Source organism: Actinomadura rugatobispora, from assembly GCF_042656285.1.
Lineage (GTDB): Bacteria > Actinomycetota > Actinomycetes > Streptosporangiales > Streptosporangiaceae > Spirillospora > Spirillospora rugatobispora.
Genome location: NZ_JBHSON010000014.1, coordinates 153,268 through 167,543 on the forward strand (window position 1 = coordinate 153,268; position 14,276 = coordinate 167,543).

General features: G+C 74.9%; 13 protein-coding genes and 1 pseudogene. 7 read left to right on the forward strand and 7 right to left on the reverse strand.

The window, feature by feature from the left end; genetic code table 11:
* Positions 1-87: 87 nt before the first annotated feature.
* The 4 genes from ACFPZN_RS12935 to ACFPZN_RS12950 are packed head-to-tail and all read left to right on the forward strand — an operon-like array spanning position 88 to position 3,882.
* Positions 88-885: a phytanoyl-CoA dioxygenase family protein gene (locus ACFPZN_RS12935; protein WP_378282138.1), complete on the forward strand. Its 798-nt coding sequence runs from the start codon at positions 88-90 to the stop codon at positions 883-885.
* Positions 882-1,850, forward strand: coding sequence for a phosphotriesterase family protein (locus tag ACFPZN_RS12940; RefSeq protein ID WP_378282139.1), 969 nt, complete (start codon positions 882-884; stop codon positions 1,848-1,850). Before ACFPZN_RS12935 ends, ACFPZN_RS12940 begins: the two co-directional genes overlap by 4 nt.
* A complete protein-coding gene (locus tag ACFPZN_RS12945; protein ID WP_378282140.1) occupies positions 1,847-3,076 on the forward strand; it encodes a cytochrome P450 in 1,230 nt (409 codons plus the stop codon). Before ACFPZN_RS12940 ends, ACFPZN_RS12945 begins: the two co-directional genes overlap by 4 nt.
* Complete coding sequence (locus ACFPZN_RS12950; RefSeq protein WP_378282141.1) at positions 3,073-3,882, forward strand: SDR family NAD(P)-dependent oxidoreductase; 810 nt, start codon at positions 3,073-3,075, stop codon at positions 3,880-3,882. Before ACFPZN_RS12945 ends, ACFPZN_RS12950 begins: the two co-directional genes overlap by 4 nt.
* 3 nt (positions 3,883-3,885) lie before the next feature.
* Here ACFPZN_RS12950 and ACFPZN_RS12955 read toward each other — a convergent pair whose 3' ends face one another.
* Entirely contained in the window at positions 3,886-5,025 is a 1,140-nt protein-coding gene (locus ACFPZN_RS12955) for a S1C family serine protease (protein WP_378282142.1), read from the reverse strand.
* Positions 5,026-5,109: 84 nt separating this feature from the next.
* Positions 5,110-6,087, reverse strand: a complete 978-nt coding sequence (locus ACFPZN_RS12960; protein ID WP_378282143.1) for a phosphotriesterase family protein — start codon at positions 6,085-6,087, stop codon at positions 5,110-5,112.
* 103 nt (positions 6,088-6,190) lie between these two features.
* On the opposite strand from ACFPZN_RS12960, the gene ACFPZN_RS12965 reads away from it, so the two are divergent.
* Positions 6,191-6,802 carry a TetR/AcrR family transcriptional regulator gene (locus ACFPZN_RS12965; RefSeq protein WP_378282144.1) on the forward strand — a complete coding sequence of 204 codons (612 nt, stop codon included), beginning with the start codon at positions 6,191-6,193 and terminating at the stop codon, positions 6,800-6,802.
* Here ACFPZN_RS12965 and ACFPZN_RS12970 read toward each other — a convergent pair.
* From ACFPZN_RS12970 to ACFPZN_RS12980, 3 genes are read right to left on the reverse strand one after another with little or no spacing between them, the layout of a single operon-like run.
* Positions 6,799-7,707: an LLM class flavin-dependent oxidoreductase gene (locus ACFPZN_RS12970; protein ID WP_378282145.1), complete on the reverse strand. Its 909-nt coding sequence runs from the start codon at positions 7,705-7,707 to the stop codon at positions 6,799-6,801. The two genes, ACFPZN_RS12965 and ACFPZN_RS12970, sit on opposite strands and share 4 nt — an antisense overlap.
* 20 nt (positions 7,708-7,727) lie before the next feature.
* Positions 7,728-8,987 (reverse strand): multidrug effflux MFS transporter, encoded by a 1,260-nt coding sequence (locus tag ACFPZN_RS12975; RefSeq protein ID WP_465252305.1) that lies wholly within the window; start codon positions 8,985-8,987, stop codon positions 7,728-7,730.
* 60 nt (positions 8,988-9,047) lie between these two features.
* Positions 9,048-9,674: a malonic semialdehyde reductase gene (locus ACFPZN_RS12980; protein ID WP_378282146.1), complete on the reverse strand. Its 627-nt coding sequence runs from the start codon at positions 9,672-9,674 to the stop codon at positions 9,048-9,050.
* A gap of 267 nt (positions 9,675-9,941) precedes the next feature.
* Here ACFPZN_RS12980 and ACFPZN_RS12985 point away from each other — a divergent pair, with 267 nt between their 5' ends.
* Together ACFPZN_RS12985 and ACFPZN_RS12990 are read left to right on the forward strand one after the other, a co-directional pair.
* On the forward strand, positions 9,942-11,270 hold the full coding sequence (locus tag ACFPZN_RS12985; RefSeq protein ID WP_378282147.1) for a cytochrome P450: 1,329 nt from the start codon (positions 9,942-9,944) through the stop codon (positions 11,268-11,270).
* A 5-nt stretch (positions 11,271-11,275) separates the two neighbouring features.
* The gene (locus ACFPZN_RS12990) at positions 11,276-12,094 is read left to right on the forward strand and encodes an SAM-dependent methyltransferase (RefSeq protein WP_378282154.1); all 819 of its coding nucleotides are present in this window, start codon (positions 11,276-11,278) and stop codon (positions 12,092-12,094) included.
* Positions 12,095-12,115: 21 nt separating this feature from the next.
* Here ACFPZN_RS12990 and ACFPZN_RS12995 read toward each other — a convergent pair whose 3' ends face one another.
* Together ACFPZN_RS12995 and ACFPZN_RS13000 are read right to left on the reverse strand one after the other, a co-directional pair.
* Complete coding sequence (locus ACFPZN_RS12995; protein WP_378282148.1) at positions 12,116-13,903, reverse strand: TRAFAC clade GTPase domain-containing protein; 1,788 nt, start codon at positions 13,901-13,903, stop codon at positions 12,116-12,118.
* A 3-nt stretch (positions 13,904-13,906) separates the two neighbouring features.
* Positions 13,907-14,276 (reverse strand): annotated as a pseudogene (locus ACFPZN_RS13000) (hypothetical protein); the annotation flags it as partial.

Consider the following 14,276-nt stretch of genomic DNA (forward strand, 5'->3'; position numbering starts at 1 on the left):
CGACACTGATACCAAGCGCTTGCTCGCCATGGTGGTGTGGCGTTACCGTCCCGACAGGACAGGGACTCGGTGTGAGGGACGGCGCCCATGGGTGTACCGGTTCTGCAGGCCCCCGTACGCGAGGTGACCGGCGCGGAGGTCGCCGCTTTCCGAGAACGCGGCTGGGCCCGGCTGCCCGGCCTGGTCGACCCCGGCTTCGTCGCCGGCCTGCGTGAGCGCGCCCTGGAACGGCTCGCCGCCCGCCGCGGCGCCTTCCGCAACGGCTTCGTCGACCGGGCGTTCGGCCAGGACCGCGACATCGCCCGGCACGACGAGGCGTTCGGCGCCCTGGCCACGGCGCCGGCGCTGGCCCGCAACGTCACCCGGCTGCTGGTCGGCGTGGACGCGGTGCGCCTCCAGGTCACCAACCTCCTGATCAAGGAGCCGGCGGGCGCCGACGGGCACGGCGCGACGGTCTTCCACCAGGACTTCCCCTGGATGCCCATGGACCGCTCGGCGATGCTCACCGTCTGGCTCGCCCTCGACGAGGTGCCCGCCGACATGGGCGCCCTGCGCTTCTACGAGCGCTCCCACCTCTACGGGCCGCTGGGCCGCAGCTTCGTCCGCGAGGGGGACGACGCCCTCGGCCAGCACCCCTGGCTGGCCGACCTGGAGCTGTCCGCGCCCTTCGACATGGCGGCGGGCGACGCCACCGTGCACAGCAGCCTGGTGATCCACGGCGCCCCCGCCAACGGCCGCGACCGGCCTCGGCTGTCGTTCACCGCGACCTACTTCGACGCCGCCGCCCTCTACACCGGCGCCCCGTACGGGCAGACCGACGGCCTCGGGCTCACGGTCAACGAGCCGTTCGACCATCCGCTCTTCCCCGTCGTGGAGGCGTCATGAGCGTCGAGACCGTCCGCGGGCCGATCGCCGACCCCGGCGCCACCCTGATGCACGAGCACATCTTCGGGCTCAGCCCGGAGATCCTGTGGAACTGGCCCGACATCCCCGAGGGCTGGGACCTGGAGGCCCGCGCCCGCGAGGCCGCCGCCAGGCTCGACGAGCTCAAGGCCGCCGGGATCGACACGATCGTCGACCTCACCGTGATCGGGCTCGGCCGGTACCTCCCCGCCGTGCAGCGCGTCGCCGAGCAGACCGGCCTGAACATCGTCGCCGCCACCGGCCTCTACACCTACGACGCGCTGCCGCCCTACTTCGGCAACCGCGGCCCCGGCACCCTCTTCGGCGGCCCCGACCGGCTCGCCGAGTTCTTCGTCCGCGACATCACCGAGGGCATCGGCCGCACCGGCGTCAAGGCGGGCATGCTCAAGTGCGCCACCGGCCGCCAGGGCATCACGCCCGGCGTCGAACGGGTCATCCGCGCCGTCGCCCGCGCCCACCGCGAGACCGGGGTGCCGATCACCACGCACAGCGAGTCCGCCACCCGCAACGGCCTGGACCAGCAGAAACTCCTCGCCGAAGAGGGCGTCGACCTGTCCCGCGTCGTGATCGGGCACGCCGGCGACTCCACCGACCTGGGCTACCTCGAAGAACTGGCCGCGGGCGGCTCCTACCTCGGCATGGACCGCTTCGGTATCGAGTTCACCTCGTTCGAGGACCGGGTCGCCACCGTCGCCGCCATGTGCGAGCGCGGCCACGCCGGGCGCATGGTCCTCTCCCACGACTCCTACTGCTTCAACGACCGCTTCGACGTCGAGGTCGTGAAACGGCGCCACCCGAACTACCACCTGCTGCACATCTCCCGGGACGTCCTGCCCGCCCTGCGCGCCGCGGGCGTCACCGAGGACCAGATCCACCAGATGCTCGTCGCCAACCCCCGAGCGATCCTCACCGGAGGCCGTCCGTGACCGTCCCCGAGACCGCCGCCGACTTCGACGTCACCGCCGAGTGGCACGTCGCGAACCCCTACCCGTTCCTGCGGCGCCTCCGCCACGACCATCCCGTCTTCTGGAGCGACCACCTGCGGATGTGGGTGCTGACCCGCCACCCGGACGTGCGCGCCGCCTACCGCGACCACGAGACCTACTCCAGCATCGGCTCCCTCACCATCTCCCGCACTCTCACCGACGAGGTCAAGGAGTCCCTGGGGGAGCACCGCTCGTTCCTGGACGACTTCGCCGCCAACGTCGACCCGCCCAAGCACACCCGCATGCGGCGGGCCATCTCCCGCGCGTTCACGCCCCGCGCCGTCGCCCGCCTCGGGGACCGGTTCCGCGCCGAGTTCGACGCCGTCCTCGACGCCGTCGTCCCCGAGGGCGGCGCCGACTTCACCGCCGCGATCGCCCACCTGCCCTCGGCCCGCCTCGCCGCCGTCTTCATCGGCGTCCCGCCCGAGGACGAGGAGCGCGTCAAGCACTGGGTGACGTCCTGGTTCCAGCTGTTCCTGTCGCCGCAGCCGCCCGAGCGCCAGCGCGAGCTCGCCCAGGACTTCCTCAAGTACCTCGACTACGTCGACCGCCTGGTCAGCGAGCGCCGCGCCGAGCCCCGCGACGACTTCGTCTCCCTCATGGCCGGGCTCATCGGCACCGACCTCTCGCACCGCGAGGTGGTCGAGACGATCAGCGCGCTGCTGCTGGGCGGCAACGACACCGTGCCCAACGGGCTGTCCAACGCCGTCCACCGGCTGCTCCGCGAGCGCCACGTGTGGGAGGAGCTCCTCGCGGACCCGGCGCTGATCCCCGGCATGATCGAGGAGAGCCTGCGCGCCGACGGCGCCAGCCTGGGCAGCTTCCGCACCACCACCCGCGAGGTGACCCTGCACGGCACGGTGATCCCCGCCGGCGTCCAGGTGCTCCTGCACGCCGACTCGGCCGGGCACGACGAGACCGTCTTCCCCGACCCCGAGCGCTTCGACGTCCGCCGTCCCAACGCCCGCGAGCACATGGTGTTCGGTTACGGCGTCCACCACTGCGTGGGCGCCGCGCTGAGCCGCCTCAAGATGGAGATCGCCTTCGAACGCCTCACCACCCGCCTCCCCACCCTCCGCCTCGCCCCGGGCGCCGCCCCCGCCTACCGCAGGAGCATGGTCGGCCGGGGCCTGGAGTCCCTCCCCGTCGAGTGGGACGAGCGATGAGGTTCGCCGGCCGCGCCGCGCTGGTCACCGGGGCAGGCTCCGGCATCGGACGCGCCTGCGCCCTGCGCCTGGCCGCCGAGGGCGCCGCCGTCACCGCCGCCGACGTCGACCCCGACACCGCCGCCGAGACCGCCGCGCTGATCGTGAAGGACGGCGGCACGGCCCGCGCCGCCACCGCCGACGTCGGCGACGAGGACGACGTCCGCGCCATGGTCGCCACGGCCCTGGCGGCGCACGGCCGGCTGGACGTCCTGCACAACAACGCCGCCGTCCTGTCACCGGACGTCTACGGCCGCGACCTCGACCTCACCGAGATGGACGTGGAGGTCTGGGACCGCACCTTCGCCGTCGACCTGCGCGGCGCGATGCTGTGCGTCAAGCACGCCGTCCCGCACATGGAGGCGGGCGCGGCCGTGGTCAACACCACCTCGGTGTCCGCCCTGGTCGGCGACACCGACCACGCCGCCTACGGCGCCGCCAAGGCGGGCCTCGTCTCCTTCACCCGCTACGTCGCCACGATGTACGGGGCGCGCGGCATCCGCTGCAACGCCGTCGCCCCCGCCCTGGTCCTCACCGAGGCGGCGCGCCGCGCCATGACCCCCGCCCGGCTCGCGGAGAAGGCCGCCGAACGGCTGCTGCCCGACGCCTGCGAGCCCGAGGACGTGGCCGCCCTGGTCGCCTTCCTGGCCTCCGCCGAGGCCCGCTGCATCACCGGCCAGACCATCGTCATCGACGGCGGCACCACCGCCCACCGCCCCGAACACGCCATCCGCCAGGCCGCCGCCCTCCCTCGCCTCACCCGCTGATCCCTACTGGGGAGGGCCTTCGGCGAGGAGGACGGGGGTCGTGTAGCTGCGGCCGTCGGTGTCGGTCCAGGCCACCTGGACGGTGTCGCCGGGCCGGTGCAGCAGGAGCAGGTCGGTCAGGGCGCTGGGCGAGACGACCGGGCGCCCGTTGAGGGCGACGATGACGGCGCCCCGGCGGAGGCCGGCGGCCTCGGCGGGGCCGCCGGGGATGAGGCCGGAGATCAGGGCGCCGGAGGCGGCGGGGGCCGGGGTGGGGTTGCCGGTCGAGCGCGGGCCCACGGAACGGACCTCGACCCCGAGCATGGGGGTCTTGCCGATGTGGACGGTCGGGGAGGATTCGCCGCGCTGGATCTGGCGGGCCACGGTCAGCGCGCGGTTGGACGGGATCGCGAAGCCGCGCTGCGCGCCGTTCTGCTCCATCTGGAACCCGGCGGAGGCGGCGGTGTTCACGCCGATGACCTCCCCGGTGGAGTTGAGCAGCGGGCCGCCGGAGTCGCCGGGGCGGATGGGCGCGTCGGTCTCGATCATCTCGGTGAGCCGTTCGGCGCTGCCGTCGCTCTGGTCGGTGGCGGTGATCTGCCGGCCCAGCGCGATGATCGTCCCGGTGACGGCGCGGGGGGAGCCGCCCTTGCCGCCCGCGTTCCCGACCGCGGTGACGGGGTCGCCCGGGACGGCGCGGGTGGAGTCGCCGAAGGCGGCGGGGCGCAGCCCGGCGGCGCCGCGCAGCCGGATCACCGCGATGTCGCCGGACTTGTCGTAGCCGAGGACGTCGGCGGTGAAGCGGCGGCCGTTGTCGGTGACGGTGCCGCGGATCCGGGTCGCGCCCTGGATGACGTGGTTGTTGGTGAGGACGAGTCCGGAGCCGTCCAGCAGGATGCCGGTCCCGGCGGCGCGGGTCATGCGCAGGCCCTGCTCGGTGTCGATGTTGACGACGCCGGGCCGCCGGCCTGAGGGCCTGGCGTCGCCCGTCCGGGCCGGGGACGGCGAGGCCGGCGCGGTCAGCATCGGCGGCGCGGCCTCCTCCGGGCCGCCCTCCAGCAGCGGGCGGCCGGCGAGCACGGCCACGATCGCGGCGAGGACGGCCAGGATCAGCAGGCATCCGGCGCAGCCGCCCGGTCCCCGGCGCTCGGGGGTCTGGTCCACTCCGTGCCTCCTCCGGCCGTGCCGGTGACACCTCAGGTGGTCGTCACATTGAACGATCTACCCGCGCCGGGCGCTCCCGATCTTCTACGGGGAGAAGTAGCGCCGGGGGTTCTCCACCAGCATCTGGTCGAGCTGGGCCTCGGTGACGCCCAGCGACCGCAGCGCGGGCAGGACGTCGTCGCTGATGTGCCGGTAGTTCCAGTTGGGGGCCATGCCGCGCAGGCCGTCGGGGTCGGGGCCGAACCAGTCGATGTAGCAGCTGGCGTCGTGGCTGAGCACCATCCGGTCGGCGTAGCCCTGCGCGCACAGGGCGGCGACGGTTCCGGCGCGCTCGGCGGTGGAGTTGTAGGCGTCCAGGCCGAAGCGGTCCATGCCCAGGAGGGCGCCGGTGTCGGCGAGCGCCTTGAGGTAGTCGAGGTCGTTGGAGTCGCCGGCGTGGCCGATGACGACCTTGCCCAGGTCGACGCCCTCCTTGCCGAGCAGGTCGACGACGGGCCGGCCCGTCCCGGCGGAGCTCGCGGTGTGGACGGTGACGGGCGCGCCGGTCTCGCGGTGCGCGGCGGCGACGGCCCGCAGCACCCGTTCCACGCCCGGGACCATGCCGGGGGTGTCGACGGCGCACTTGAGGAAGGCGGCCCGCACGCCGGTGTCGCCGATGCCCTCGGTCAGGTCGCGGACGAAGTCGGCGACCAGCGGGTCGGGGCCGCCGAGCAGGGTGCCGGGGCCGCGGTAGAGCAGCTGGAACGGCACGTCGTTGTAGGTGTAGAGGCCGGTCGCGACGATGATGTTGAGGCCGGGGACCTGCTCGGCGATCCGCTTGATGCGCGGGATGTAGCGGCCCAGTCCCCACACGGTGGGGTCGGCGATGGTGGTGATGCCCCGGCCGGTCAGCTCGCGGAGCTTGGCGATCGCGTCGGCGACCCGTTCCTCCTCGTCCCACCAGGAGCCCGCCCCGTAGTTGGCGACGTGCTCGGCGGACAGGACGAAGACGTGCTCGTGCATCAGGGTGCGGCCGAGGGAGCCGGTGTCGACGGGTCCGCGGGCGGTCTCGACTGAGGGCATGGGGCGGGGCCTCCTCGGGGACGGCGGGGCCGTACCGACCGGTCGGTTTTCCTGGCAAGCTAAGACCGGGCCGCGGCGGTCGTCAATGGAGGGACACGAGAGCATGGCGGGACCGGAGCGCGCCGCCGCCGTCCGGCGGAGCGCGGTCGAGCGGCGGATCCTGGACGCCGCCGTCCGGCTGTTCGCCGAGCGCGGCTTCGACGGCACCTCCGTGCAGGAGGTCGTGGCGGCGGCCGAGGTCACCAAGGGCGCGCTCTACCACTACTTCGACTCCAAGGACGACCTGCTCTACGAGATCTACCACTCGCTGATCTCCCGGCAGCTGGCCGATCTGGACCGGGCGCTGGCGGCGGGCCGGCCGCCCGCGGAGACGGTGCGGGCGATCATCATCGAGCTGATCGAGAGCACCGCCGAGCACGTCGACGAGGCGAAGGTGTTCGCCCGCGAGATGCACCGGCTCGACCACGACCGGATGCACGCGGTGCGGGCCGACCGGCGCCGCTACCACGTGCGGTTCCGGGAGCTGGTGGAACGTGCCCAGCGGGACGGGGTGTTCGCGGCGGGGGCGTCGGCCGACACGGTCACGATCGTCGCCCTGGGCATGGTGAACCAGCTGCCGCACTGGTACCGCGCGGACGGCCCCAAGAGCGCGGCCGAGCTGGCCGAGGAGGTCTCGGCGTTCGTGCTCGCCGCGCTCCGCCCGGCCGGCGATTAGGGCTTGCGGGTCTGGAGGTGCAGGACGGCGTCGCGCACGTCCGCCAGTTCGGCGTCCCAGTCCCGCACCGGGGCCAGCGGGAACAGCACGAACTTCGACAGCCCGGCCTCCACCATCCGCTTGAGGTGGGGCTCCAGGTCCTCCAGGGCGGGGGCGACGTCGTCGGGCGAGGCGGGGCCGTGGACGCGGCGCGCGGCGCCCGACAGCCGCCGCTCCAGTTCGGGGGTGACGGGCCCGCGGCGGTAGGGGATCACCGCGCCGAAGTGCTCCTCCTCGACCTCCCGTCCGGCCTCGGCGGCGGTCCGCCGGATCAGCAGCCGCCCGCGTTCCCCCTCGGCGGGGGTGGTGAACGAGGCGAGCCAGCCGTCCGACAGCCGCCCGGTGCGGCGCAGCTCGGCGTCGGACGCGCCGCCCAGCCACACGTCGAAGCCCCGCGCGGCCGGTTTGGGGGTGAGGCGGAGCCCGTCGTAGTCGTAGAAGGCGCCGTGGTGGGTGACCTCGTCCTCGGCCCAGAAGCGGCGCAGCAGCGGCAGCGCCTCCTCCAGCATCGCGGCGCGGTCCTCGCGCCGGACGCCGAACGCCTGCTGCTCGGCGGTGCCGCGGACGCCGAGCCCGAAGGCGGGCAGCAGCCGTCCCCCGGAGAGCAGGTCGAGGGAGGCCAGTTCCTGCGCCACCAGCGCGGGCGGGCGGCCGGGCAGCGCCATCACCGCGGTGCCGAGCTTGATCCGGGTGGTGAGCGCCGCCGCGTAGGTGAGGGCGACGACCGGGTCGCCGGCGGGGCCGGTGGGCCGCTCGGAGACCCACAGCGAGTCGAACCCCTCGCGCTCCAGTCCCAGGACCAAGGCGGTGAGGTCGTCCCGGTCGGGCGGGGCGGGCGCGGGCATGAAGCCGATTCTGACGATCACCCTACCGACCGTACGACCGGTCAGTCCTGTGACGCAACCGTTGCGGGACGGGCGACGATCCCGGCCGCCAGGGCGGCGCCGGCGACCAGCGCGGCGATCGCGGCGGCCATGGGGACCGCGGTGCCCGTGCCGCCGAGCCCGGCCAGCGGCGCCGCCGCGCCGCCGATGGCGAACTGGGCGACGCCGAGGAGCGCGGAGGCGCTGCCGGCCACCCGCGGCGGCCGTCCGGTCAGGCCGAGGGCCGTGGCGTTCGGCAGGACCATCCCCTGTGCGGCGACCACCAGGAACAGCGCGGGCAGCACGATCGCGAGCCCGGCCCCGGCGAGCACGGCGGCGAGCAGCGCGGCGGCGGCCGCGGCGGCCACCGCCACCCCGCAGCCCAGCAGCCGCCGCAGCGGGACGCGCCCGGCCAGCCGCCCGCCGACCTGGCCCGCGGCGACGATGCCGACCGCGTTGATCCCGAACGCCAGGCTGAACGCCTGCGGGGAGAGCCCGTACAGGTCCTGCAGCACGAACGGCGAGCCGGAGATGTAGACGAACATCGAGGCGAAGGACAGCCCGAGCGCCAGCGCGTACCCGGCGAAGACCCGGTCGGCCAGCAGCCCGCGGAAGGTGGCCAGGGTCGCGCGCACGCCCCCGCCTGCGCGCGACCCGGCCGGCAGGGTCTCCGGGAGCCCCGCCAGGGCGGCCAGGAACAGCGCCACCCCGATCCCGGAGAGCACGGCGAACACGCCGGGCCACGGCGTGACGCGCAGCAGCTGGCCGCCCAGCACCGGCGCCAGGATCGGCGCCAGCCCGTTGACCAGCATCAGCGTGGAGAAGAACCGGGCCGCGGCGGCGCCGTCGTAGCGGTCCCGGACGATCGCGCGGGCGATCACGATCCCGGCGGCGCCGGTGGCGCCCTGCACCAGCCGCAGCGCGATCAGCGTCTCCACGGTGGGCGCCAGCGCGCACAGCAGGGACGCCACCGCGTACGCGGCGACGCCGATCAGCAGCGGGCGGCGGCGGCCGAAGGCGTCGCTGAGCGGCCCGGCGATCGCCTGCCCCACGGCCAGGCCCACCACGCAGGCGGTCAGGGTGAGCTGGGTCCGCACGGCGTCGGTGGACAGGTCCTCGGTCAGCTGCGGCAGCGCGGGCAGGTACATGTCGATCGACAGCGGCGCGACCGCGGTCAGCGCGCCCAGGATGAAGATCATCCGCAGCGGCCGGCCCGGCGTGGCGTCCGCGGTCTGGTCCGGGCGCGTCGCCGGGGGACCGGGGCGCGAGACCGCCTGCGACATGGGCAACTCCGTCGAGCGTCGGGGAGGGGGCAGCGTCGGGGGAGGGACCGGGAGGACCGGTCAGATGGTGGTGACGACCTGCTCGTAGTCCAGGCGCGGGTTGCGCTGGAACCAGGCGTCGGGCCCGGGACGGCCGATGTTCACCACGGCGACGGGCTCCTGGTTGGTGTCGCCCAGGAACTCCTTCTTCACGCCGACCGCGTCGAACCCGGCCATCGGCCCGGCGGCCAGGCCGAGCGCGCGGATGCCGAGGATCAGGTACCCGAGCTGGATGCTGGCGTTGAAGTGCGCGATCCGCTCCCGTCCCGGGTGCGCGGCCAGCGACTCCCGCGCGTCCGCCCGGTGCGGGAAGGTGGCCGGCAGGTGCTCGTGGAAGTCGCCGTCCGCCGCGACGATCAGCGTCAGCGGGGCGGAGGCGGTCTTGGCGCGGTTGCCCTCGGACATCAGCGGGAGGAGCCGCTCGCGGGCCCCGGCGGAACGGACCAGCACCAGCCGCAGCGGCTGGCTGTTCATCGCGGTCGGACCCCACTTGACCAGCTCGTAGATGGCGCGCACCTGCTCGTCGGTCACCGGCTCGGCGGTGAAGCTGTTGGCGGTGCGGGCCTCGCGGAACAGCAGGTCCTGCGCCGCCTCGTCGAGGATCGGGTGGGGGGAGGCCGGCCGGGTCTCGTCGGGCGCGGTCGCCATGTCGTCACCTCTCTGTCGCGTTCCCGGGACCGGGCCGGGGCAGGACGCGCCGTTCCGCGTCGGTCCAGGTCCCACTGGGGTGAAACCGGATGACGGTCCGTTATCTGCCTCGTCAGGGAGTGGGGTGCGTCACATCCGGGGCATCTCGGACATCGAGCAAGGCGTCCTCAAGTGGCCAAAACCACGCGAGCGCCGTTCGGTTCGGCCGGGACGGGGGGCATGGTGATCGTCATAGGATCCTGGCTGACCGACGGTGAAAGGAACGCGATGCCCCCGCAGTCAGAGGGCGTGCCGGAGCAGGCGCACCACCCGCACGCGACGATCCCCGCCGCGGGCCGGCTGGGCTGGGCCTGGCCGGAGCTGCCGCCGGGCGAGCTGGGACCGCCGTCCCCGCGCTTCGCCGAGCGGCACGCGACCGCCCCGCTGGCGCCGCTCACCCTGCCCAGCGGCGACCGGATCCGCGCGATCGCCCGGCACGACGACATCCGCACCGTGCTGGCGCACTCGGCGGCCAGCCGCAACCTGCGCTACGAGGGCGCCCCGCGGCTGACCAAGGGCATGAGCCTGGAGGACAACCCGACCTCCATCCTCAACCAGGACCCGCCCGAGCACACCCGGCTGCGGCGGATCCTGTCGGGGACGTTCACGCCCCGCCAGATCGAGGGCTGGCGGCCCCGGGTCCGCGAGATCACCGCGGAGCTGGTCGACCGGATCGCCGCCGGGCCCGCCCCCGTCGACCTGGTGGAGGCCTTCGCCTTCCCGCTGCCCAGCCTGGTCATCTGCGAGCTGATGGGCGTGGCGGCCGAGGACCAGCCGCGGTTCCGGCGCTGGACGGAGCTGTTCCTGTCCACCGCCGACGCCTCGGCCGAGGACCGCATGGTCGCCGCGATGGAGTTCGCCGGGTACGCGGCGGAGCTGGTCGCGGACCACCGCGGGCGCTCCGGCGACGGCCCCGAGGACCTGATCGACGTCCTGGTGCAGGCCCGCGACGAGGGCGACCGGCTCAGCGAGGACGAACTGGTCGGCCTGGTGTTCGGGCTGATCCTGGCCGGGCACGAGACCACAGCCGCGCAGATCTCCCGGGGCGCGCTGCGGCTGCTGAGCCACCCCGAGCGGTGGGCGGCGCTGGCCGCCGACCCCGGCCTGGTCCCGGCGGCGGTCGAGGAGATCCTGCGCTACGACGGCCCCGGCGGCTACGGGGTGCTGCGCCGGATGACCGAGCGCGTCGAGCTCGGCGCCGGGGTGGTCGAGGCCGGCGAGGCGGTGTTCCTGCTGCTGCCCGCGGGCAACCTGGACCCCGAGATCTTCCCCGAGCCCGAGCGCTTCGACGTGACGCGGTTCGCCGGCGAGCGCGACGCCGACGGCGGCCTGGACGGTGCGCGCCGGCACCACCTCAGCTTCGGCCACGGCCCGCACTACTGCCTGGGCGCCAACCTCGCCCGGATGGAGCTGCAGGAGGCGTTCGGGGCGCTGGCGACCCGGCTGCCGGGGCTGCGCCTGGCGGGCCCGGCCACGGCCGTCCCGTGGATCGGCGAGGCGGTCATCCACCGGCCCGTGGAGGTCCCGGTCGACGCCGGCGGGGCGGCGGTCCGGTGACGGCGATGGAGGAGCGGGGCGGCGGGACGATCGCGGGCGTCGACGCGAGCGTCCCCAACGTCGCCCGCATCTACGACTACCTGCTCGGCGGCAAGGACCACTACGCCGCCGACCGGGAGGCCGCCGAGCGGCTGCTGGCCGCCGCGCCGGAGACCCTCATCACCGTCCGGGAGAACCGGGCGTTCCTGCGGCGCGCGGTGCGGCGGCTGGCCCAGGCGGGCATCCGCCAGTTCGTCGACTTCGGGTCGGGGCTGCCGACCCGGCCCAACGTGCACGAGGTCGCGCAGGAGGTCGACCCCGGCGCGCGGGTCGTCTACTCCGACAACGATCCCGTGGTGGTGACGCACGGGCGGGCGCTGCTGGCCTCGGCGCCGGGCGTGACCGTCGTGCAGGGCGACGTGCGCGATCCCGAGGCGATCCTGGACGACCCGGCGACGCGCGAGCTGATCGACCTCTCCCAGCCGGTGGCGGTGCTGCTGCTGGCGGTGCTGCACTTCGTGACCGACGAGCAGGACCCGGCGGGCGTGGTGCGGCTGCTGCGGGCGCGCATGGCGCCCGGCAGCGCGCTGGTGTTCAGCCACGTCACCAGCGAGGGCAACCGGCCCGAGGCCGCCGGGACGGCCCGGACCGTGTACGACGCGTCCACGGCGTCGATCGCGCTGCGCTCCCGCCCGGAGATCGCCGTGCTGATGGACGGCTTCGAGCTGGAGGAGCCGGGCCTGGTGTACGCGCCGGAGTGGTGGCCGGACGGCGGCCCGGACGATCCGGCGCACGCGGTCGACCCGGCCGGGACGTTCCTGTTCGCCGCCGTCGGCCGCCGCTGAACCCGTCCCGCCGGGAGGGCCTCAGAAGGGCGCCCAGTACGGGAACGGGAAGCGTTCGGCGGCGGCGACGACCGCGCCGGTCAGCGTGGCGACGGTGAGGACCGACAGCCCCACCAGGACGGCCCAGCGGCCCGCCTGGTATCCGGCGGGCACGCGGGTGGCGTCGCGGCCGCGCACCGGCCAGGGCGCTCGCAGCGGCGCGGTGCCGGGGAGCTCGCCGCCGGGATCCGCGCCCCGATCCGCGGCGGAGTCCGCGCCGGCGGGCTGCCTCCGGTCGGCGGGCAGGCCGGAGGCCCAGGCCAGCAGGTCGGCCACGCCGTCGGGGTCGGTGGCCAGCCCGGAGCCGAAGTAGCGGACCTCGCCCGCGACCTGGTCGAGGGCGCGGACGGTGTTGCCGAGGCCGACGTGGTCGAGCCAGGCGCGCAGCGCCCCGTCCCCGTCGAGTCTCTCGCCCTCCGGGGCGTCGTCGCGGCCGGGGACGCGGCCGATCTCGGTGGCGGCCAGCAGGTCGGTCTTGGTGACGATGACCGCCACCCGCTTCTGGCGGCCCCGGTCGGGGCGGGAGCGCAGGCCGTTCAGGACGCGCTGCAGCGTGTCGGCGGGGTCCTCGTCGGAGGAGGCCGCCGAACGGTCGACGCGGTCACGCTCCTCGGCGGTGAGGGCGGCGCGGACCTGGGGCAGCGCGAACGGGTCGACGACGAACAGCAGGGCCTCGCCGTGGTCGAGGTAGCGCAGCGACTCGACCTCGGTGGCGCCGGTGTAGTGCTCCCCGGCCGGGTCGAACAGGTAGAGGATCCTGCGGGCGCGGCCCGGCAGGTCGATGTCGACCATGGTGGCCAGGGGCAGCTCGGGCCCGGTCTTGGCGGGACGGCCGCCGCGCTGGAACTCCTCGATCGCGATCGCGTACGCCTGGGCGTGGCGCTGCTCGACGAACGCCAGCCGCCCGTCCAGGGCCTGGGCACGGACGTGCAGGGCGCGGATGCCGAGGATCATGAACGTCGTCTTGCCCGCGGCGGGGCCGCCCACGAAGGGGAGCGGCTCCACCCGTACGCGCCCGATCCGTTCCGGGAGGCGGCCGTTGCAGTGCGGGCAGTACGCGGCCAGGCGGAAGCGCCCCAGGAACACGGTCGTGGGCAGGCGGGCGCCGCAGCGGCACACGTGCCGGAACGCGCCCGCCGGGCCGGGGGTGAGGCGGGGATGCCGCGCCCCGCACCCCGGGCACTCGTACACGGGCAGGGCGATCTTCTCGTAGCAGAACGGGTGCGGGCAGGTCTGCAGGATGCGCGCGTAGGCCATCGAGAGGCGTTCCACCGCGGCGAGCACGAACACGCACACCAGCCATGTGGCCAGGCCCACGGCGGCGACCGCCCCGTACAGGACGGTGAGGGCCGCGCCTATGGCGGCGGCCGGTATCGCGGCCGCGGCTATGCCCGCGCAGAGGGCCAGCCATATGGGGAGGGCGAAGAACCCCCAGGGCCCGCCCATCAGCGTCTTGGTCAGGGTCACCACGATGCCGGAGGCGGTCTTCCAGACGCGGGGGACCACCGTACGGGCGATGGCCCACCAGTCCCACCACACCTGGGAGAGGAGGTAGTGCCGGTAGGAGATCTCGGGCTCGGCCACGGGCGAGGGGCCCTTCGCGGTGGACGGCCCCAGGGTGCGGCACGCGTGCAGGTAGTACAGGCCGAGCGCGGCGGCGCCCGCGATGACGAGCGTGGCGGGGAACAGCACGGGGAACACGACCGCGAACCCCAGCCACATGGCGCCCACCCAGGCGGCGGCCAGGAGCAGCAGGACGACGGGATGCATCCCTCACTCACCCCGTCCCCGCGCCTCGGCGACCAGGTCCTTGAGGGCGGCGCGCAGCTCCCGGTCGCCCGCGAAGTGCGCGTCCAGCTGCCGCGCCGACAGCCAGCGCGCGGCCGCCGCCCGCGCCCAGGTCTCCAGCGCGGGTTCGGCGACGCCGCGACGCCGCAGCAGCAGCACCACCTCGATCAGCTCGTTGCGCCGCGCGATCTCCGCGCCGCGCACCGGGGAGCGGCCGGACCGGGCGCGGCCGGGCAGCGCCGCCGTCCACAGGCCGGCCAGCCGGGACCGCTCCGGGCCGGCCAGCCCGGCCAGGAGCGCCGCCCGGAACCGCGGGCCGCGGCGGGTGAGCCGGTCCGCGGCGGCGGCCAGCAGC

Excerpts from the sequence above, each read along its gene's own strand:
- ACFPZN_RS12965 (WP_378282144.1), top strand. The coding sequence starts at position 6,191 with ATGGCGGGACCGGAGCGCGCCGCCGCCGTCCGGCGGAGCGCGGTCGAG.
- ACFPZN_RS12985 (WP_378282147.1), top strand. The coding sequence starts at position 9,942 with ATGCCCCCGCAGTCAGAGGGCGTGCCGGAGCAGGCGCACCACCCGCAC.
- ACFPZN_RS12960 (WP_378282143.1), bottom strand. The coding sequence starts at position 6,087 with ATGCCCTCAGTCGAGACCGCCCGCGGACCCGTCGACACCGGCTCCCTC.
- ACFPZN_RS12940 (WP_378282139.1), top strand. The coding sequence starts at position 882 with ATGAGCGTCGAGACCGTCCGCGGGCCGATCGCCGACCCCGGCGCCACC.
- ACFPZN_RS12990 (WP_378282154.1), top strand. The coding sequence starts at position 11,276 with ATGGAGGAGCGGGGCGGCGGGACGATCGCGGGCGTCGACGCGAGCGTC.
- ACFPZN_RS12935 (WP_378282138.1), top strand. The coding sequence starts at position 88 with ATGGGTGTACCGGTTCTGCAGGCCCCCGTACGCGAGGTGACCGGCGCG.
- ACFPZN_RS12980 (WP_378282146.1), bottom strand. The coding sequence starts at position 9,674 with ATGGCGACCGCGCCCGACGAGACCCGGCCGGCCTCCCCCCACCCGATC.
- ACFPZN_RS12950 (WP_378282141.1), top strand. The coding sequence starts at position 3,073 with ATGAGGTTCGCCGGCCGCGCCGCGCTGGTCACCGGGGCAGGCTCCGGC.
- ACFPZN_RS12995 (WP_378282148.1), bottom strand. The coding sequence starts at position 13,903 with ATGCATCCCGTCGTCCTGCTGCTCCTGGCCGCCGCCTGGGTGGGCGCC.
- ACFPZN_RS12975 (WP_465252305.1), bottom strand. The coding sequence starts at position 8,987 with ATGTCGCAGGCGGTCTCGCGCCCCGGTCCCCCGGCGACGCGCCCGGAC.